We start from the raw sequence: 17,947 nt of genomic DNA, 5'->3' as shown, positions 1-17,947 counted from the left end.
CCTGTCAGAACAACTTCAACGGCTCTTCATTGAGCGCCGCCAACTGCTCGCGCAACGCCAATACCTGGTCGCCCCAGTAACGTTCGCTGCCGAACCATGGGAAGCTGCGCGGGAACGCCGGATCGTCCCAGCGCCGCGCCAGCCAGGCGCTGTAATGCATCAGGCGCAGGGCACGCAGTGGTTCGATCAGTGCCAGCTCCCGCGGATCGAAGTCGTGGAATTCACGGTAGCCGTCCATCAACTCCGACAACTGCCCCAGGCATTCCTGGCGATCACCGGCGAGCATCATCCACAGGTCCTGCACCGCCGGCCCCATGCGACAGTCGTCCAGGTCGACGATGTGGAACACCTCGTCGCGGCACATCATGTTGCCGGGGTGGCAGTCGCCGTGCATGCGGATGTTCTTGTGGGGCGTGGCAGCGTAGACCTCTTCGACGCGCTTGAGCAGGTCTCTGGCGACCGATTCGTAGGCCGGCAGCAGGCTGCGGGGCACGAAACCGCTTTCCAGCACGGTGGCCAGCGAGTCGTGGCCGAAGTTTTTCACGCCCAGGGCTTCGCGATGCTCGAACGGGCGGGTCGCGCCGACCGCGTGCAGGCGCCCGAGCAATTGTCCCAGGCGATAGAGTTGATCGAGGTTGCCCGGCTCCGGTGCACGGCCGCCGCGGCGGGGAAACAGGGTGAAACGAAACCCGGCGTGTTCATGCAGGCTGGCGCCGTTGTGGATCAGCGGCGCCACCACCGGCACCTCGTATTCGGCCAATTCGAAGGTGAAGCTGTGCTCCTCCAGAATCGCTTCATTGGTCCAGCGCTGGGGGCGATAGAACTTGGCGATCAGCGGTTCGGCATCTTCGATGCCCACCTGATAGACGCGGTTCTCGTAGCTGTTTAGGGCCAGCACCCGGGCGTCGCTGAGGAAGCCAATGCTTTCAACGGCGTCGAGTACCAGGTCGGGTGTGAGGGTTTCAAACGGATGGGACATGCTGACTCCTGCGCAGCGGCAAAGCTGCCGCGTCCGGCCCAGCATGGTAGCGCAGACAGAGGCAGATAGGTGGCGGCTGTGCTGACGCTATCGCGAGCAAGCTCGCTCCCACAATGGATCTTCGGCGTACCGCCTATCCCTGTGGGGGCGAGCTTGCTCGCGATGAGGCCAAATCAGGCGCCGATCACTCCGCCATCCTCACGGCTAATGACCATCACCGAAGACCGCGGCTTGCCGTTGGGCAGGTGCTCAGGGAAGGTCGAGCCGCCGTTTTCCCCCGGATGCTGGATCCCGACGAACAAGGTCTTCTGGTCCGGTGCAAAACTGATCCCGGTCACTTCGCAACCCACCGGCCCGACCATGAAACGGCGGATTTCGCCGCTGTTGGGGTCGGCACAGAGCATCTGGTTGTTGCCCATGCCGGCGAAGTCCCCGGCATTGCTGGAGTCGCCGTCGGTGAGGATCCACAGCCGCCCGGCCTTGTCGAAGCCCAGGCCATCGGGGCTGTTGAACATGTTCTGCGCGTTGATGTTGGACGAACCGGCTTTCGGTGTGCCGGCGTGAACCGTCGGGTTGCCGGCGACCACGAACAGATCCCAGGAGAAAGTCTTGGAAGCGTGATCGTCGCGCTCGGTTCTCCAGCGCAGGATCTGGCCATAGACGTTCTTGGCCCGAGGGTTCGGCCCGTCCACCGGCTGGCCGTCTTCGCCGCGCTTGGAGTTGTTGGTGAGGGTGCAATAGACCTGTCCGTCTTTCGGGCTGACCACGATCCATTCCGGGCGGTCCATGCGGGTGGCACCCACGGCGCTGGCGGCGAGGCGCGCATGGATCAGCACTTCGGCCTGGTCGGCGAAACCGCTGCTGGCGTCGAGGCCGTTCTTGCCGTGGGTCAGCTCGATCCACTGGCCCTTGCCTTTGGGGTGGTCCGGGTTGCCGTCGCCGGCATCGAAGCGCGCCACGTACAAGGTGCCATGGTCCAGCAGGTTGCGGTTGGCCTTGGCATTGCGCGGATTGATGCGCTCGCGGCTGACGAACTTGTAGATGAACTCGCCGCGCTCATCGTCGCCCATGTACACCACTGCGCGACCGTCATTGGTCTGCGCCAGGGCAGCGTTTTCGTGTTTGAAACGACCCAGGGCGGTGCGTTTCACCGGGGTGGATTGCGGATCGAACGGGTCGATTTCCACCACCCAACCATGGCGATTGAGTTCGTTGGGGTTCTTCGCCAGGTCGAAGCGAGGATCGTACAAGTGCCAGTTGATCTCGCGACTGGTGACGGTGGCGCCATAGCGCTTTTGCGCTTCATCGAACTGCAAATCGGATTTGCTGCTGCCGAAGCAGTCGGTGAAGTTTTCTTCGCAAGTCAGGTAAGTGCCCCACGGCGTCATGCCGTTGGCGCAGTTCTGGAAAGTACCGAGCACTTTCTTGCCGCTCTTGTCGGCGCTGGTTTTCAGCAGGTCGTGGCCGGCGGCCGGGCCGCGCAGGCGAATCGGCGTATTGCCGTGGATCCGGCGGTTGTAGCGCGATTCCTGGACGAACTGCCACTGACCACGACGACGCTGGACCTCGATTACCGATACCCCTTCGCTGGCCTGGGCCTTGTGCACGTCTTCGGCCGACTGCGGCTGGCCGCCGTGGGCAAAAAGGTAGCGATAGTTGGTGTATTCGTTGTTGATCGCCATCAGTGCCCGGTCGTTGTCGCCGGGGAATGGGAACAGGCTCATGCCGTCATTGTTGTCGCCGAACTGCATTTCCTGTGCGCGGGCGGTGCCGTTGCCACTGGGGTCGAACGCCGGTGCATTTTTCTGTAGCGGCTGGCCCCAACTGATCAGCACCGAGGACTTGTAGCCCGGCGGCAAGGTGATGGTGTCGCTCGTGGCGGCGGCAATGCTGGCAAAGCCCAGCAGCTTGCTGTTGCCTTCGCTCACGGCGGCGGCCAGGACGCTGCGGCTCAGCAGGTTACCGCCCAAAAACATCGCCGCACCGCACAGGGCGCCAGCGCTGATGAAACTGCGGCGGCTCAGGCCGACGATCTTTTCCAGGTCGGTGGATTGGTTTTCTTCTAATAGGCTCATCTCAAGGCTCCCTGCTGGTTTTGGCAGTCACCTTAAAGCGAGCCGATGAAACTATTGTTGCAGCGCGCTACAGCGGTGTGCCGAGCAGCACATTTGTTGGCGAAAACCCCACTTGCACCGGTGAACCGGCTGCCAGGTTCTGCTCTTGCAGCTGAAGCGGGTCGGCCAGGGCGCAGAGCGTCTGGCCATTGGGCAGGCTGATACGCACTTCACTGGGGCCGTCTTCGGCGGCGGCAACCTGCTCGATCACGCCGCGTAGTGTATTGATTTCCGATTGCTCCGCTGGCCCGACAGGGTGCAATTGCAGCCAGCCGGCCTTGATCAGGGCCACCACTTCGGTGCCGATCGTCAGTTCCAGGCGCAGTGTGCTGTCGTGGGTGATCTGAGCTTCGATGGCCAGGCCCCGGGCCAGTTCCAGGCGGACCCGGTCGTTGTGGCCCTGGGCTTCGATGCCCAGCACTTTGCCATGCAGTTGATTGCGGGCGCTGGTGCGCAGCATCAGGCGACTGAGCAGGCCCAGGTCCCCGACGTCTTCGCTGGCTTCCAGCAACTGTGACTGCAAGGCTTGCAGGCGCAGATACAGACGCAGCACGCGTTGTCCTTCGTCAGACAGCTTGGCGCCGCCACCGCCCTTGCCGCCGACGCTGCGCACCACCAATGGTTGGTCCGCCAGGTTGTTCAGCTCGTCGATGGCGTCCCACGCCGCCTTGTAGCTTAGGCCCGCACTCTTGGCGGCGCGGGTGATCGAGCCTTGTTCGGCGATGTGCTGCAGCAGCGCAATGCGTTGTGGGCGCCGAACGATGTGCTGGGTCAGAAGCGTGGGCAATGACATGTCGGAGAACTGCGCGCAGTGATTGATGGACGGACGTTGGCGCCTGGAGCGCGGCACGTCAAGCCGGCTCACCGGGTTTCGGCGTGCGCGCCAGGCAATACACATCGACACGTGCCGCGCCGGCGTCGAGCAACAGGCGCGCCAGCGCCTGGGCGGTGGCACCTGTGGTGAGCACGTCGTCCACCAGTGCCAGGTGACGGTTGTGCAGTAACACGCCAGGCAGCATGGCAAAGGCCTGGCGCAAGTTTGTATGCCGGGCCTTGGCATCGAGTGCCTGCTGGGCGGGGGTGTCCTGGATGCGCCGCAGCAGGTGTTCCTCGCAGGGGATTCCCAACTGCCCGCTGAGCCAGCGGGCGAGCAGCGTCGCCTGGTTGAACCCCCGCTGGCGCAAGCGTCGGGCAGCCAGTGGTACCGGTACCAGCGCGTCGGGTCGCTCCAGCCCTTCGTCGAAATGATGTTGCAGCGACTGCGCCAGCAGTTCGCCCAGCAACCGGCCAAGGGGCCATTTCGCCTGGTGCTTGAAGCGGGTAATCAGGCTGTCCACCGGGAAGTCGTAGGCCCAGGGCGCCAGGACCCGCTCGAAGGCCGGCGGCCGCGTGGCGCATTGCCCACAACGCAGCCCGGCCATGGGCAGCGGCAGGGCGCAGACGCTGCATTGATCGCCAAGCCACGGCAGCTCGCTTTCGCATGGCGTGCAGATAGGTTGCGGTGTATCGGTGGTTTCGCCGCACAGCAAGCATGATTGTTTGTTTTTTAACCAGATGTAAACCGGTCCTTCGTATCGTGGTTGACAGCGCATGGCTCTTCCTTAAATATGCCGAACATCCGTGTCGCGCCTGTGGGTATTGCGTACCCCAGGCGCCAGCCAAGCATAATCAAGGAAATGCCCATGAGCGCCAGCACCACTGCCAACCTGCGTCATGACTGGTCTTTGGCCGAAGTCAAAGCACTCTTCGTTCAGCCATTCAATGACCTGTTGTTCCAGGCGCAGACCGTGCACCGCGCGCACTTCGACGCCAACCGCGTCCAGGTTTCCACGCTGCTGTCGATCAAGACCGGCGCCTGCCCGGAAGATTGCAAATATTGTCCGCAGTCCGGTCACTACAACACCGGGCTGGAAAAAGAAAAGTTGCTGGAAGTGCAGAAGGTCCTCGAAGAGGCCGCGCGGGCCAAGGCCATCGGTTCGACCCGTTTCTGCATGGGCGCCGCCTGGAAGCATCCTTCGGCCAAGGACATGCCGTATGTGCTGGAGATGGTCAAAGGTGTGAAGGCTATGGGGCTGGAAACCTGCATGACCCTGGGTCGCCTCGACCAGGAGCAAACTGCGGCGCTGGCCCAGGCCGGTCTGGACTACTACAACCACAACCTCGACACCTCGCCGGAGTTCTACGGCAGCATCATCACCACCCGTACCTACAGCGAGCGTTTGCAAACCCTGGCCTACGTGCGTGATTCGGGGATGAAAATCTGCTCCGGTGGCATCCTGGGCATGGGCGAATCCCTGGACGACCGCGCCAACCTGTTGATCCAGCTGGCGAACCTGCCGGAGCATCCGGAGTCGGTACCGATCAACATGCTGGTCAAAGTCGCCGGCACGCCGCTGGAGAATGCCGAAGACGTCGATCCGTTCGATTTCATTCGCATGCTCGCCGTGGCGCGGATCCTGATGCCCAAGTCCCACGTGCGCCTGTCCGCCGGCCGCGAAGCGATGAACGAACAGATGCAGGCCCTGGCATTTTTCGCCGGTGCCAACTCGATTTTCTACGGCGACAAACTGCTGACCACCGCCAACCCGCAGGCTGACAAGGACATGCAGCTGTTCGCCCGCCTGGGTATCCAGCCCGAAGCCCGGGAAGAGCATGCCGATGAAGTGCACCAGGCCGCGATTGAACAGGCGCTGGTGGAGCAGAAGAGCAGCGAACAGTTCTATAACGCGGCTGTTTGATCACTCACCGATGTCCTGACTGGAATGCAAGGCACTGTGGGAGCGAGCCTGCTCGCGATAGCGATGGAACCCTCAACATTTGTGTTGACTGGCACACCGCTATCGCGAGCAAGCTCTCCCACAAGGGGCTTTGGCCAGTCTTTAAACAGTTGAGGCCTGCATGCCCTTTGATCTCGCCGCACGCCTGGCTGCCCGTCGTGCCGAAAACCTCTATCGCCAGCGCCCGTTGCTCGAAAGCCCGCAGGGCCCGGAAGTGGTGGTGGACGGCCAGCCGTTGCTGGCATTCTGCAATAACGATTACCTGGGCTTGGCCAATCACCCGCAAGTGATCGAAGCCTGGCGCGCTGGGGCCGCTCGGTGGGGCGTCGGTGGCGGCGCGTCTCATCTGGTGATCGGTCACAGCGCTCCACATCATGCCTTGGAAGAAGCCTTGGCCGACCTGACCGGTCGCCCGCGGGCGCTGCTGTTCACCACCGGCTACATGGCCAACCTCGGTGCCGTCACTGCGCTGGTGGGGCAGGGCGATACGGTGCTGGAAGATCGTCTGAACCATGCTTCGTTGCTCGATGCCGGGTTGTTGTCCGGTGCGCGCTTCAATCGTTATCTGCACAACGATGCCCAAAGCCTGGCCAACCGCCTGGAGAAAGCCACCGGCAATACTTTGGTGGTCACCGATGGCGTATTCAGCATGGACGGCGACATCGCCGACCTGCCGGCACTGGCCCGTGCGGCCAAGGCCAAGGGCGCCTGGCTGATGGTCGACGATGCCCATGGCTTCGGTCCACTGGGGGCCAATGGCGGCGGTATCGTCGAGCATTTTGGCTTGAGCCAGGATGACGTGCCGGTGCTGGTTGGCACCTTGGGCAAGGCCTTCGGCACCGCCGGCGCTTTTGTCGCCGGCAGTGAAGAACTGATCGAGAGCCTGATCCAGTTCGCCCGCCCCTACATCTACACCACCAGCCAACCGCCGGCCCTGGCCTGTGCGACGCTCAAGAGCCTTGAGCTGTTGCGCAGCGAGCATTGGCGGCGTGAGCATTTGCAGGTGCTGATCCGTCAGTTCCGTCATGGCGCCGAACAGATCGGCCTGCAATTGATGGACAGCTTCACGCCGATCCAGCCGATCCTGATCGGTGATGCGGGGCGGGCGATGCGTTTGTCGCAGATGCTGCGTGAGCGCGGGCTGATGGTCACCGCGATTCGCCCGCCCACCGTACCGGCCGGCAGTGCCCGTTTGCGCGTGACCCTGACCGCCGCCCACAGCGAAGCCCAGGTGCAACTATTGTTGAATGCACTGGCCGAGTGTTTTGCCCAACTGGGACCGGAGCCAAGCCATGCGTGATCGACTGATACTGCTGCCCGGTTGGGGCCTGGGTGTTTCACCGCTGGAGCCGCTGGCGGCGGCGTTGCAAGGTCTCGACGAACATCTGCGGGTGGAAATCGAGCCGTTGCCGGCCCTGACATCGAGTGACCCCGATGAATGGCTCGAAGAGTTGGATGCCGTTGTGCCTCAGGATGCCTGGCTGGGCGGTTGGTCCCTGGGTGGCATGTTGGCTTCGGCGCTGGCGGCGCGTCGGGGCGAGCGCTGCTGCGGCTTGCTGACCTTGGCGAGCAATCCCTCGTTCGTCGCCCATGAGCAATGGCCGCACGCAATGGTCGGTGAAACCTTCGATGGTTTTCTCGCCGGGTGTGCCGCCGACCCTCGCCAGACCCTCAAGCGTTTCAGTCTGCTGTGCGCCCAGGGCTGCGGCGATCCGCGCGGGTTGTCACGGTTGCTGCTGGCCGGTGCGCCGAGTACTTCGCCAGAGGTCTTGATGGCCGGGCTCGAACTGCTGGCGCAACTGGACACCCGCCAAGCATTGCAAAGCTTTCGTGGCCCGCAACTGCATCTGTTTGCCGGGCTCGATGCCCTGGTTCCGGCCGAGGCGGCGGGTGAGTTGCTGGTATTGCTGCCGGATGTCGAAATCGGCCTGATCGAACAGGCCGGCCACGGATTCCTTCTGGAGGACCCGCACGGTGTGGCGGGGGCGATCCAGGCTTTTTTGCATGAGTCCGGTGATGACTGATTTGTCTCTTCCCAAATTCCCCGGCGCCTTGCCCGACAAGCGCCAGGTGGCGGCCTCGTTTTCCCGGGCTGCAACCAGTTATGACAGCGTGGCCGAACTGCAGCGCGATGTCGGCCAGCAATTGCTGCAGCGGGTGCCGCCTTCACTCGTACCGGAACGCTGGATGGACCTGGGCTGCGGTACGGGTTATTTCACCCGGGCCTTGGGCGCGTGCTTTGGTGAGGCAAACGGCCTAGCGCTGGATATCGCCGAAGGCATGCTCAACCACGCTCGTCCCCAGGGTGGAGCTGCGCATTTTGTAGCCGGTGACGCCGAGCGGCTGCCCTTGCAGGCGTCGAGTTGCGATTTGGTGTTCTCCAGCCTGGCGGTGCAGTGGTGCGCGGATTTTGCCGGGGTACTGAACGAGGCCCATCGTGTATTGAAACCCGGTGGAGTGTTTGCTTTCACCAGCCTTTGCGTGGGCACTTTGTACGAGTTGCGCGACAGTTGGCGTCAGGTGGATGGCCTGGTGCACGTCAACCGTTTCCGCGCATTCGAAACCTATCAACAATTGTGCACAGCCAGCGGGTTGCATGTTGTCAGTCTTGAAAATCGTCCCCATGTGTTGCATTACTCCGATGTGCGCAGTCTGACCCACGAGCTGAAGGCCTTGGGCGCCCACAATCTGAACCCTGGCCGGCCCGGTGGGTTGACGGGCAGGGCGAGGATCCTGGCGTTGGTTGAAGCCTACGAACAGTTTCGGCAGGCGCAGGGGTTGCCCGCGACCTATCAGGTGGTCTACGCCGTCTTGGAGAAACCGCTATGAGCCAGGCCTATTTCATTACCGGCACCGACACCGATGTGGGCAAGACCACCGTTGCGGCCGGTCTGCTGCATGCCGCGCGACAGGCCGGCATGAGCACCGCAGCGGGCAAACCCGTGGCTTCTGGTTGCGAAGTAACGCCCAAGGGCCTGCGCAACGCCGACGCCTTGGCGCTGTTGGCCGAGTGCTCGGTGCCGCTTGAGTATGCGCAGGTCAATCCCGTGGCGTTCGAGCCGGCCATTGCGCCTCACCTGGCCGCCCGGGAAGCCGGCGTGGCGCTGACAGTGCAATCGTTGCTGGGCCCGATGCGTAATGTGCTGGCCCAGGAGGCCGATTTCACACTGATCGAGGGCGCGGGCGGTTGGCGTGTACCGTTGGCCGACCAGGACAACCTCTCGGACCTGGCGATAGCGCTGGGCCTGCCGGTGATCCTGGTGGTGGGCGTGCGCCTGGGTTGCATCAGCCATGCGTTGCTGACCGCCGAGGCCATCGCCCGGGACGGCCTGCAACTGGCCGGTTGGGTGGCGAACATCATCGACCCCAAGACGTCACGCCTGGAAGAAAACCTCGCCACCCTGGCCGAACGCCTCCCGGCGCCGTGCCTGGGACGAGTACCGAGGATCAAGGGTGTCACCGCCGATAGGGTGGCGGAGCATCTGCACCTGGATCTGCTGGATTAATCAGTCCGGTGAAGGTTTTGGCTATGACAAGGCACTGTGCCATTAGTGTTTTTGTCGGGCCTTTTCCGCAGGCTTCTGATTCAATGGCCACTGTCGACCCTTCAAGAAGACGAGCCCTGCCATGGAAATCTCAGGAAGCACCGCGTTCTATGCCGGTCTGAGCACTATTCAGACAGGGCAGAACCGTGTCGATCAAGCGTCCAGCGAGATCGCCAACAATACGATCGAGCGATCGGTCACCAGCCAGTCGTCCGAAGTCCAGGTAGATCGCCTGCGTTCAGTAGACCGTAGCCAGCAATCGGACCTGGCCAGCAACATGGTCGAGATGGCCCAAGGCAAGTTCCAGGTGCAACTGGGCGTTAATGTCGCCAAGGCATCCGACGAAATGCTCGGGACGTTGATCGATACCTTCGCCTGATCTGTCTTCCCGTCTTTGCGAGAACGCCGCGATTATTCGCGGCGTTTTTGTCTCTAACGTCTTCTTGCTCAACTAATCTTTTCTTACGCGCGTCGCGGATCCTTCACTGCGATGGATTTCCCGTGTCCGACTTTTTTCTCTAGCTGATGACGAATGGCAAAAGATCGGCGCTTGACAAGATTTGGGCGTAAACGTATGTTTCAAACAACTGTTTGACCGCTACAACAAATCCACGCGGTCGCTCATTCCCGGTTACATCAGCAGAGGTTTATCGCTATGCCTGACTACAAGGCCCCCTTGCGTGATATTCGCTTCGTTCGTGACGAACTGCTTGGCTATGAAGCGCATTATCAGAGCCTTCCGGCTTGCCAGGATGCAACTCCGGACATGGTTGACGCCATTCTCGAAGAAGGCGCCAAGTTTTGTGAGCAGGTGCTGGCTCCGCTGAACCGCGTGGGCGACCTCGAAGGCTGCACCTGGAGCGAGTCCGGCGTGAAAACCCCGACCGGTTTCAAGGAAGCCTACAAACAATTCGTCGAAGGTGGCTGGCCAAGCCTGGCCCACGACGTCGAGCACGGCGGTCAAGGCCTGCCCGAATCCCTGGGCCTGGCGGTCAGCGAAATGGTCGGCGAAGCCAACTGGTCGTGGGGCATGTACCCAGGCCTGTCCCATGGTGCGATGAACACCATTTCCGAACACGGCACGCCCGAGCAGCAAGAGGCCTACCTGACCAAGCTGGTTTCCGGCGAATGGACCGGCACCATGTGCCTGACCGAACCGCACTGCGGCACCGACCTGGGCATGTTGCGCACCAAGGCCGAGCCACAGGCCGACGGTACTTACAAGGTCAGTGGTACCAAGATCTTCATTTCGGCCGGCGAACACGACATGGCCGACAACATCGTCCACATCGTTCTGGCGCGCCTGCCGGACGCACCAGCCGGTACCAAGGGTATTTCGCTGTTCATCGTTCCAAAATTCCTGCCTAACGCCGACGGCTCCATCGGTCAGCGCAACGCGGTTAGCTGCGGTTCCCTGGAACACAAGATGGGTATCCACGGTAACGCCACTTGCGTGATGAACTTCGACGCGGCCACTGGTTTCCTGATCGGCCCAGCGAACAAAGGCCTGAACTGCATGTTCACCTTCATGAACACCGCACGCCTGGGCACCGCGCTGCAAGGCCTGGCCCACGCCGAGATCGGTTTCCAAGGCGGCCTGAAATATGCGCGTGACCGCCTGCAAATGCGCTCCCTGACTGGCCCGAAAGCGCCGGACAAGGCGGCCGACCCGATCATCGTGCACCCTGACGTGCGTCGCATGCTGCTGACCATGAAAGCGTTCGCCGAAGGTAACCGGGCGATGGTCTACTTCACTGCCAAGCAAGTCGACATCGTCAAGTACGGTGTGGACGAAGAAGAGAAGAAAAAAGCTGATGCGCTGTTGGCGTTCATGACGCCGATCGCCAAGGCGTTCATGACCGAAGTCGGCTTCGAATCGGCCAACCATGGCGTGCAGATCTACGGCGGCCACGGCTTCATCGCCGAGTGGGGCATGGAACAGAACGTGCGCGACAGCCGTATCTCGATGCTGTACGAAGGCACCACCGGCATCCAGGCTCTCGACCTGCTGGGCCGTAAAGTGCTGATGACCCAGGGCGAAGCGCTCAAGGGCTTCACCAAGATTGTCCACAAGTTCTGCCAAGGCAACGAAGGCAATGAAGCGATCAAAGAGTTCGTAGGACCTCTGGCTGCGTTGAACAAGGAATGGGGCGAGCTGACCATGAAGGTCGGTATGGCGGCGATGAAAGATCGTGAAGAAGTCGGCGCGGCGTCGGTGGACTACCTGATGTACTCCGGTTATGCCTGCCTGGCTTACTTCTGGGCCGACATGGCACGCCTGGCTGCGGAAAAACTTGCTGCCGGCACTACTGAGGAAGCCTTCTACACCGCCAAGCTGCAGACCGCGCGCTTCTACTTCCAGCGCATCCTGCCGCGTACCCGCACTCACGTGGCAACCATGCTGTCGGGCGCCAACAACCTGATGGACATGAAAGAAGAGGACTTCGCGCTGGGCTACTAAGCCTTACGCGTTTCTTCTGAAAAGCCGCTGCTTCCTTGGGAGCAGCGGCTTTTTCATGCTCGGCGAAGCCCCCCTGTGGGAGCAAGCTCACTCCCACAGGGCATCAAAGGCGATCCTGAAACAATATTCATCCAACTCAACCCTAAGAAAACCGCCCCCTCTGCCGTTACAGCGATGGCAGTGTGACATCTGTCACATCTCGCGTGCCTTACTGCTTCAGTTGCAGGCACAATGCCATCTTTGCTCAGCCCGGTCGGAGCTTTACCCTTGCCGCGTTCTTCCGCTGTACGTTTCAGCCATTTCCTACCGTCCTTGCTGCTGTTGCTGGCGGGGCTCGCGGCTGCGTACGTCAAGGATCTCAACGTTTTCTTCACCTCGCTGTTCAACGTCCTTCCTACGTTGGTGTTGTTGCTGGGGGGGGCGTATTGCGCCGTCTACCGACGTCAGCGTGAACTGTTTCTGATGGTCACGGTGTACATCGCCTACTTCCTGCTGGACACCCAGACTGACTTCTACCGCGATAACGGCAAGGTGCGCGAAGACGCTGCGGTGGTGTTCCACCTCGTCTGCCTGTTGTTGCCACTGTTGTTCGGGTTGTTCGCAGCGTGGCAGGAGCGCACCCACCTGTTCCAGGACATGGTGGCGCGGTTCGCCGTGCTGCTGGTGTTTGGCAGTGTGGCGCTGGCCCTGGAGCAAAGTTTTCCCCAGGCGTTGCTGCTTTGGCTTTCGGAGATCCGCTGGCCCGCGTTGCATGGAGCCTGGATGAGCCTGATCCAGTTGTCGTATCCGATGTTCGCCGCTGCATTCCTATTGTTGGCCTGGCAATACTGGCGTCACCCTCGGCCATTGCACGCGGCGCAATTGGTGGGGTTGCTGGGGTTGTTCTGGATGTTGCCGAAAACCTTCATCCTGCCGTTCACCCTGAACATCATGTGCAGCCAGGTGATGCTGATGATCGCCGCGGCGGTCGCCCATGAGGCCTATCAAATGGCCTTCCGTGACGAACTCACCGGCTTGCCGGGACGTCGGGCGCTGAATGAGCGCATGCAGCGCCTGGGGCGCAATTATGTGCTGGCGATGAGCGACGTAGACCACTTCAAGAAATTCAACGACACCCACGGCCACGATGTGGGCGACCAGGTGCTGCGCCTGGTGGCCAGCAAACTATCGAAGATCGGCGGTGGTGGTAGGGCGTATCGCTACGGCGGCGAGGAGTTTGCCCTGGTGTTTGCAGGCAAAACCATTGATGAGTGCATGCCCCATCTGGAAGTCATCCGCCAGTCTATCGAAACGTACAGTATTCAGTTGCGCAATCCCGACAGCCGTCCCCAGGACGATCAACAAGGCCGTCAGCGTCGCTCCGGGTCTGCTGCATCCAGCGTATCGGTGACCGTCAGCATTGGCGTGGCCGAGCGCCTCGAGCAACGCACGCCTGAAGAAGTGCTCAAGTCCGCTGACCAGGCCCTCTATAACGCCAAGGGCGCGGGGCGCAACTGTGTGATTGCCTATGGGCAGAACCGGCGCGGCGCGGTGCGCATGGACGCCGCCGCGGGTTGAGTGATGACGGCGCATTCAGCGCCTGGACTGTGATTGTGGGCCTCGGTAGCCGGCAGTAGGTTGAAACGATCTGCTACCGGAGAAAACCACCATGCCCGAGTACAAAGCCCCGCTGCGCGACATGCGCTTTCTGATCGATCACGTCTTCGATTTCCATGGCCGTTATGCCGAGCTGGGGGCCAGCGATGCCAGCCCGGACATGGTCAGCGCGATCCTCGAGGAGGGCGCCAAATTTTGTGAGAATGTGCTGGCGCCACTCAATCGCTCGGGTGACGAAGAGGGCTGCCATTTCGACAATGGCGTAGTGACTACGCCTACGGGCTTCAAACAGGCTTTCGCACAATACGTGGAGGGTGGCTGGCATGGGCTGGCGGCGGATCCGACATATGGTGGCCAGGGCCTGCCCAGCTCCCTGGGGCTGGTCATCAGCGAGATGGTTGGCTCCAGCAACACTTCCTGGGGCATGTACCCGGGCCTGACCCACGGCGCGATGTCGGCCATTCATGCCCACGGCACCGAAGAACAGAAACAGACCTACCTGAGTAAACTCACCGCCGGCCAGTGGACCGGCACCATGTGCCTGACCGAAGCCCACTGCGGCACGGACCTGGGCATCATCAAGACCCGCGCCGTGCCCCAGGCCGACGGCAGCTACGCAATCTCCGGCAGCAAGATTTTCATCTCTGCCGGCGAGCACGACATGAGCGATAACATCATCCATTTGGTGCTGGCCAAGTTGCCGGACGCTCCCGCCGGGACCAAAGGCATCTCGCTGTTCATCGTGCCTAAATTCCTGCCCGATGCCACTGGCGAGGCGGGGGTGCGCAATGGCGTTTCCTGCGGCTCGATCGAGCACAAAATGGGGATCAAGGCGTCGGCCACCTGCGTGCTGAACTTCGATGGAGCCCAGGGTTTTTTGATCGGCGAGCCGAACAAAGGCCTTAATTGCATGTTCACCATGATGAATCACGCCCGACTCGGCACCGGCATGCAAGGCTTGTGTCTGGGGGAAGCGAGTTTCCAGGGCGCGATCAAATATGCCAACGACCGTTTGCAGATGCGCGCGCTGACCGGCCCCAAGGCGCCGGAAAAAGCCGCCGACCCGATCATCGTTCATCCGGATGTACGCAGGATGTTGCTGACCATGAAGGCCTTCAATGAGGGCAACCGGGCGCTGACGTATTTCACCGCGCAACTGTTGGACACCGCACACCTGAGTCAAGACGAAACCGCTCGCCAGGACGCCGAGGACCTGCTGGCGTTCCTCACCCCGATCTGCAAGGCCTTCATGACCGACACCGGGCTGGAGGTGACCAACCACGGCATGCAGGTGTTTGGCGGCCATGGTTTCATTCGCGAATGGGGCATGGAACAGTTGGTGCGCGACTGCCGCATCGCGCCGATCTATGAAGGTACCAACGGCATCCAGGCCCTGGATCTATTGGGACGCAAGGTGCTGGGCAGCCAGGGCAAGTTGCTGCGAGGCTTCACTAAAATCGTCCATAAGTTCTGCGCTGCCAACGGGCAACATCCGCAACTGAAGGACTACATCGCGCAACTCGACGGGCTCAACCAGCAGTGGGGCGAACTGACTACCCACGTCGGCATGGCCGCTATGAAGAACCCGGATGAAGTGGGCGCCGCTTCCGTGGATTATCTGATGTACAGCGGTTACATCATCCTGGCCTACCTGTGGCTGCGTATGGCGTTGGTGGCCCAGGCGCAACTCGACAGCGGTAACGGGGATGGGGATTTCTGCCGGGGCAAACTGGCGACTTGCGAGTTCTACTTCAAGCGCCTGCTGCCGCGCACGGCCGCTCACCGCGCCGCTGTCGAGGCGGGAAGCGATTGTCTGATGAAGCTGCCGGCGGAGTTGTTTGCGCTCTGACAATTGAACCGTGGCGAGGGAGCTTGCTCCCGCTTGAGTGCGCAGCATTCACAAAGAGGGGCTGCTGCGCATCCCGGCGGAGCAAGCTCCCTCGCCACGATAAATCACCTAATCTTCCTTTGTGACCAAAAATAACAAAACGGTCATTGGTTGACCCTATGTGTCGCAAAAGTTGTTGAGGTACACTCCGACCACTGCAAAAACCGTTTTCTTACGAACCAACTGTTTAGATCCTGCGAGGTTTGCCATGGCTGACTACAAAGCGCCCCTGCGCGATATGCGCTTCGTCCTCAATGAAGTGTTCGAGGTCGCCAAACTCTGGGCCGAGCTGCCGGCCCTGGCCGAGACCGTCGACGCTGAAACCGTCGAGGCGATTCTCGAGGAGGCCGGCAAAGTCACCAGCAAAAGCATCGCCCCCCTCAGTCGTGCGGCTGACGAAGAAGGTTGCCACTGGGCTGACGGAGCCGTCACCACGCCGGCAGGTTTCCCACAGGCATACAAGACTTACGCTGAAGGCGGTTGGGTTGGTGTCGGTGGTGATCCGGCATACGGCGGCATGGGCATGCCCAAGGCCGTTTCGGCCCAGGTCGAGGAAATGGTCAACTCCGCCAGCCTTTCCTTCGGTCTGTACCCGATGTTGACCGCTGGGGCTTGCCTGTCGATCAATGCCCATGCCAGCGAAGAGCTGAAAGCTGCGTATTTGCCGAACATGTACGCTGGTGTCTGGGCCGGCTCGATGTGCCTGACCGAACCTCACGCCGGTACGGACTTGGGGATCATTCGCACCAAGGCTGAACCCCAGGCCGACGGTTCCTACAAAGTCAGCGGCACCAAGATTTTCATCACCGGTGGCGAACACGACCTCACCGAGAACATCATTCACTTGGTATTGGCGAAACTGCCGGATGCGCCAGCTGGCCCGAAAGGCATTTCCTTGTTCCTGGTGCCCAAGTTCATGGTCAACGCCGATGGCAGCCTGGGCGCGCGCAACCCGGCCAACTGCGGCTCGATCGAGCACAAGATGGGTATCCAGGCATCCGCCACTTGCGTGATGAACTTCGACGAAGCCGTGGGTTACCTGGTAGGCGAGCCGAACAAAGGCCTGGCGGCAATGTTCACCATGATGAACTACGAACGTCTGGGCGTCGGTATCCAAGGCCTGGCCTCCGGTGAGCGCTCCTACCAGAACGCCATCGAATACGCCCGTGACCGCCTGCAAAGCCGTTCGCCAACCGGCGCGCAGAACAAGGACAAGGTTGCCGACCCGATCATCGTCCACCCGGATGTGCGCCGGATGTTGCTGACCATGAAAGCGTCGAACGAGGGTGGCCGGGCCTTTTCCACCTACGTTGCGATGCAACTGGACACCGCCAAGTTCAGCGAGGAGCCGACCACCCGCAAACGCGCCGAAGACTTGGTGGCATTGCTGACGCCAGTGGCGAAGGCCTTCCTGACTGACTTGGGCCTGGAAACTACGGTCCACGGCCAACAGATTTTCGGCGGCCACGGCTACATTCGTGAATGGGGTCAGGAGCAACTGGTGCGCGATGTGCGTATCACGCAAATCTACGAAGGCACCAACGGCATCCAGGCGCTGGACCTGGTGGGGCGCAAGATCGTCGGCAGCGGCGGTGCGTTCTACAAACTGTTCGCCGATGAAATCCGTCACTTCACCGCCACCGCAAGCAGCGACCTGGCGGAGTTCACCAAACCGCTGAACGATGCGGTCGGTACGTTGGACGAGCTGACTGAATGGCTGCTGGATCGGGCGAAGACCAACCCGAATGAAATCGGTGCGGCTTCGGTGGAGTATCTCCAGGCGTTTGGTTACACCGCTTACGCCTACATGTGGGCGCTGATGGCCAAGGCGGCCTTGGGCAAAGAAAGCCAGGATGATTTCTACGCGAGCAAACTGGGCACGGCGCGGTTCTACTTCGCTCGTTTGCTGCCGCGCATTCATTCCTTGAGTGCTTCGGTGAAAGCGGGCAGCGAGTCGCTGTTCCTGTTGGAGCCCGGACAGTTCTAAAAGCTGACATTGTGTAAGCAAACGCTTACACAATGTGCTGGCGTTTTCCCTCTATCGGCAGATTGGATCCAGGGCTAATCTACTTCACATGGACGTCGCGCAGGATGCGCAAAGCAACAACACGGACACGTAGGATTCTGCCAGGAAGGCGGAGTGAAATGGATGTCAGGGAAACAGTCTGCAAAACCCCGCTTCGGCGGGGTTTTCTTTTGCCTGCGTTTTTTGTCGTGAGTGGATTTGGCCGTTCGGCCGCCCATCCTGAATGTTTTTCACTGAACCCTGACGAGCGGTCGTGGGTCAATGAGCTATATGGCAACGTAGCCATCGCCAATCAGGAGTCATCCATGGATATCATTCGAATCATCATCGCCATTCTGCTGCCGCCGTTGGGTGTGTTCCTGCAAGTCGGTTTTGGCGGGGCTTTCTGGCTGAATATCCTGCTGACACTGCTGGGTTACATCCCGGGCATCGTGCATGCGGTGTACATCATCGCCAAGCGCTAAGGGCCTGGCGCTAGATTAGTTGAATAGTCAAAACCCTGTGGGAGCGAGCTTGCTCGCGATAGCGGTCAATCAGTTTACTGAGATGTTGACTGAACCG

Annotated in this window: 15 protein-coding genes; 11 read left to right on the top strand and 4 right to left on the bottom strand. The window is 61.1% G+C overall.

The features are described from left to right. Nucleotides 1-4: 4 nt before the first annotated feature. The 4 genes from SGN16_RS26905 to SGN16_RS26890 all read right to left on the bottom strand — a co-directional run bounded on the left by SGN16_RS26905 (nucleotide 5) and on the right by SGN16_RS26890 (nucleotide 4,685). Nucleotides 5-979 carry a serine/threonine protein kinase gene (locus tag SGN16_RS26905; protein WP_210641547.1) on the bottom strand — a complete coding sequence of 325 codons (975 nt, stop codon included), beginning with the start codon at nucleotides 977-979 and terminating at the stop codon, nucleotides 5-7. A 173-nt stretch (nucleotides 980-1,152) separates the two neighbouring features. Continuing rightward, nucleotides 1,153-3,054 (bottom strand): PhoX family phosphatase, encoded by a 1,902-nt coding sequence (locus SGN16_RS26900; RefSeq protein WP_210641545.1) that lies wholly within the window; start codon nucleotides 3,052-3,054, stop codon nucleotides 1,153-1,155. 67 nt (nucleotides 3,055-3,121) lie between these two features. Further along, nucleotides 3,122-3,886 (bottom strand): TOBE domain-containing protein, encoded by a 765-nt coding sequence (locus SGN16_RS26895; RefSeq protein WP_210645438.1) that lies wholly within the window; start codon nucleotides 3,884-3,886, stop codon nucleotides 3,122-3,124. A gap of 58 nt (nucleotides 3,887-3,944) precedes the next feature. Then, nucleotides 3,945-4,685 (bottom strand): ComF family protein, encoded by a 741-nt coding sequence (locus tag SGN16_RS26890; RefSeq protein ID WP_210641543.1) that lies wholly within the window; start codon nucleotides 4,683-4,685, stop codon nucleotides 3,945-3,947. 90 nt (nucleotides 4,686-4,775) lie between these two features. On the opposite strand from SGN16_RS26890, the gene bioB reads away from it, so the two are divergent. The 11 genes from bioB to SGN16_RS26835 all read left to right on the top strand — a co-directional run bounded on the left by bioB (nucleotide 4,776) and on the right by SGN16_RS26835 (nucleotide 17,850). Further along, nucleotides 4,776-5,831 (top strand): biotin synthase BioB, encoded by a 1,056-nt coding sequence (gene bioB, locus SGN16_RS26885; protein ID WP_210641541.1) that lies wholly within the window; start codon nucleotides 4,776-4,778, stop codon nucleotides 5,829-5,831. A gap of 160 nt (nucleotides 5,832-5,991) precedes the next feature. Continuing rightward, complete coding sequence (gene bioF, locus SGN16_RS26880; RefSeq protein ID WP_210641539.1) at nucleotides 5,992-7,170, top strand: 8-amino-7-oxononanoate synthase; 1,179 nt, start codon at nucleotides 5,992-5,994, stop codon at nucleotides 7,168-7,170. Further along, nucleotides 7,163-7,894, top strand: a complete 732-nt coding sequence (locus tag SGN16_RS26875; protein ID WP_210641538.1) for an alpha/beta fold hydrolase — start codon at nucleotides 7,163-7,165, stop codon at nucleotides 7,892-7,894. The genes bioF and SGN16_RS26875 overlap by 8 nt, the downstream gene beginning before the upstream one ends. Continuing rightward, nucleotides 7,887-8,699, top strand: a complete 813-nt coding sequence (gene bioC, locus SGN16_RS26870; protein ID WP_335945431.1) for a malonyl-ACP O-methyltransferase BioC — start codon at nucleotides 7,887-7,889, stop codon at nucleotides 8,697-8,699. Before SGN16_RS26875 ends, bioC begins: the two co-directional genes overlap by 8 nt. Beyond that, nucleotides 8,696-9,376 carry a dethiobiotin synthase gene (gene bioD, locus SGN16_RS26865; protein WP_210641534.1) on the top strand — a complete coding sequence of 227 codons (681 nt, stop codon included), beginning with the start codon at nucleotides 8,696-8,698 and terminating at the stop codon, nucleotides 9,374-9,376. Before bioC ends, bioD begins: the two co-directional genes overlap by 4 nt. A 121-nt stretch (nucleotides 9,377-9,497) precedes the next feature. Next, on the top strand, nucleotides 9,498-9,794 hold the full coding sequence (locus SGN16_RS26860) for a pyrroloquinoline quinone biosynthesis protein PqqE (protein WP_210641533.1): 297 nt from the start codon (nucleotides 9,498-9,500) through the stop codon (nucleotides 9,792-9,794). A gap of 276 nt (nucleotides 9,795-10,070) precedes the next feature. Beyond that, nucleotides 10,071-11,876, top strand: coding sequence for a phenylacyl-CoA dehydrogenase (locus SGN16_RS26855; protein ID WP_210641531.1), 1,806 nt, complete (start codon nucleotides 10,071-10,073; stop codon nucleotides 11,874-11,876). A 267-nt stretch (nucleotides 11,877-12,143) separates the two neighbouring features. Then, a complete protein-coding gene (locus tag SGN16_RS26850; protein WP_210641529.1) occupies nucleotides 12,144-13,433 on the top strand; it encodes a GGDEF domain-containing protein in 1,290 nt (429 codons plus the stop codon). Nucleotides 13,434-13,524: 91 nt separating this feature from the next. Further along, the gene (locus tag SGN16_RS26845) at nucleotides 13,525-15,321 is read left to right on the top strand and encodes an acyl-CoA dehydrogenase C-terminal domain-containing protein (protein WP_210641527.1); all 1,797 of its coding nucleotides are present in this window, start codon (nucleotides 13,525-13,527) and stop codon (nucleotides 15,319-15,321) included. Nucleotides 15,322-15,568: 247 nt separating this feature from the next. Then, nucleotides 15,569-17,347 (top strand): acyl-CoA dehydrogenase C-terminal domain-containing protein, encoded by a 1,779-nt coding sequence (locus tag SGN16_RS26840; protein ID WP_210641525.1) that lies wholly within the window; start codon nucleotides 15,569-15,571, stop codon nucleotides 17,345-17,347. Nucleotides 17,348-17,691: 344 nt separating this feature from the next. Continuing rightward, entirely contained in the window at nucleotides 17,692-17,850 is a 159-nt protein-coding gene (locus tag SGN16_RS26835; RefSeq protein ID WP_038436734.1) for a YqaE/Pmp3 family membrane protein, read from the top strand. Nucleotides 17,851-17,947: the final 97 nt, after the last annotated feature.

The organism is Pseudomonas sp. G166 (genome assembly GCF_037027455.2).
GTDB lineage: Bacteria > Pseudomonadota > Gammaproteobacteria > Pseudomonadales > Pseudomonadaceae > Aquipseudomonas.
This window is presented reverse-complemented; position numbering and strand designations above follow the sequence as displayed.

Excerpts from the sequence above, each read along its gene's own strand:
- SGN16_RS26905 (WP_210641547.1), bottom strand. The coding sequence starts at position 979 with ATGTCCCATCCGTTTGAAACCCTCACACCCGACCTGGTACTCGACGCC.
- SGN16_RS26900 (WP_210641545.1), bottom strand. The coding sequence starts at position 3,054 with ATGAGCCTATTAGAAGAAAACCAATCCACCGACCTGGAAAAGATCGTC.
- SGN16_RS26895 (WP_210645438.1), bottom strand. The coding sequence starts at position 3,886 with ATGTCATTGCCCACGCTTCTGACCCAGCACATCGTTCGGCGCCCACAA.
- SGN16_RS26890 (WP_210641543.1), bottom strand. The coding sequence starts at position 4,685 with ATGCGCTGTCAACCACGATACGAAGGACCGGTTTACATCTGGTTAAAA.
- bioB (WP_210641541.1), top strand. The coding sequence starts at position 4,776 with ATGAGCGCCAGCACCACTGCCAACCTGCGTCATGACTGGTCTTTGGCC.
- bioF (WP_210641539.1), top strand. The coding sequence starts at position 5,992 with ATGCCCTTTGATCTCGCCGCACGCCTGGCTGCCCGTCGTGCCGAAAAC.
- SGN16_RS26875 (WP_210641538.1), top strand. The coding sequence starts at position 7,163 with ATGCGTGATCGACTGATACTGCTGCCCGGTTGGGGCCTGGGTGTTTCA.
- bioC (WP_335945431.1), top strand. The coding sequence starts at position 7,887 with ATGACTGATTTGTCTCTTCCCAAATTCCCCGGCGCCTTGCCCGACAAG.
- bioD (WP_210641534.1), top strand. The coding sequence starts at position 8,696 with ATGAGCCAGGCCTATTTCATTACCGGCACCGACACCGATGTGGGCAAG.
- SGN16_RS26860 (WP_210641533.1), top strand. The coding sequence starts at position 9,498 with ATGGAAATCTCAGGAAGCACCGCGTTCTATGCCGGTCTGAGCACTATT.
- SGN16_RS26855 (WP_210641531.1), top strand. The coding sequence starts at position 10,071 with ATGCCTGACTACAAGGCCCCCTTGCGTGATATTCGCTTCGTTCGTGAC.
- SGN16_RS26845 (WP_210641527.1), top strand. The coding sequence starts at position 13,525 with ATGCCCGAGTACAAAGCCCCGCTGCGCGACATGCGCTTTCTGATCGAT.
- SGN16_RS26840 (WP_210641525.1), top strand. The coding sequence starts at position 15,569 with ATGGCTGACTACAAAGCGCCCCTGCGCGATATGCGCTTCGTCCTCAAT.
- SGN16_RS26835 (WP_038436734.1), top strand. The coding sequence starts at position 17,692 with ATGGATATCATTCGAATCATCATCGCCATTCTGCTGCCGCCGTTGGGT.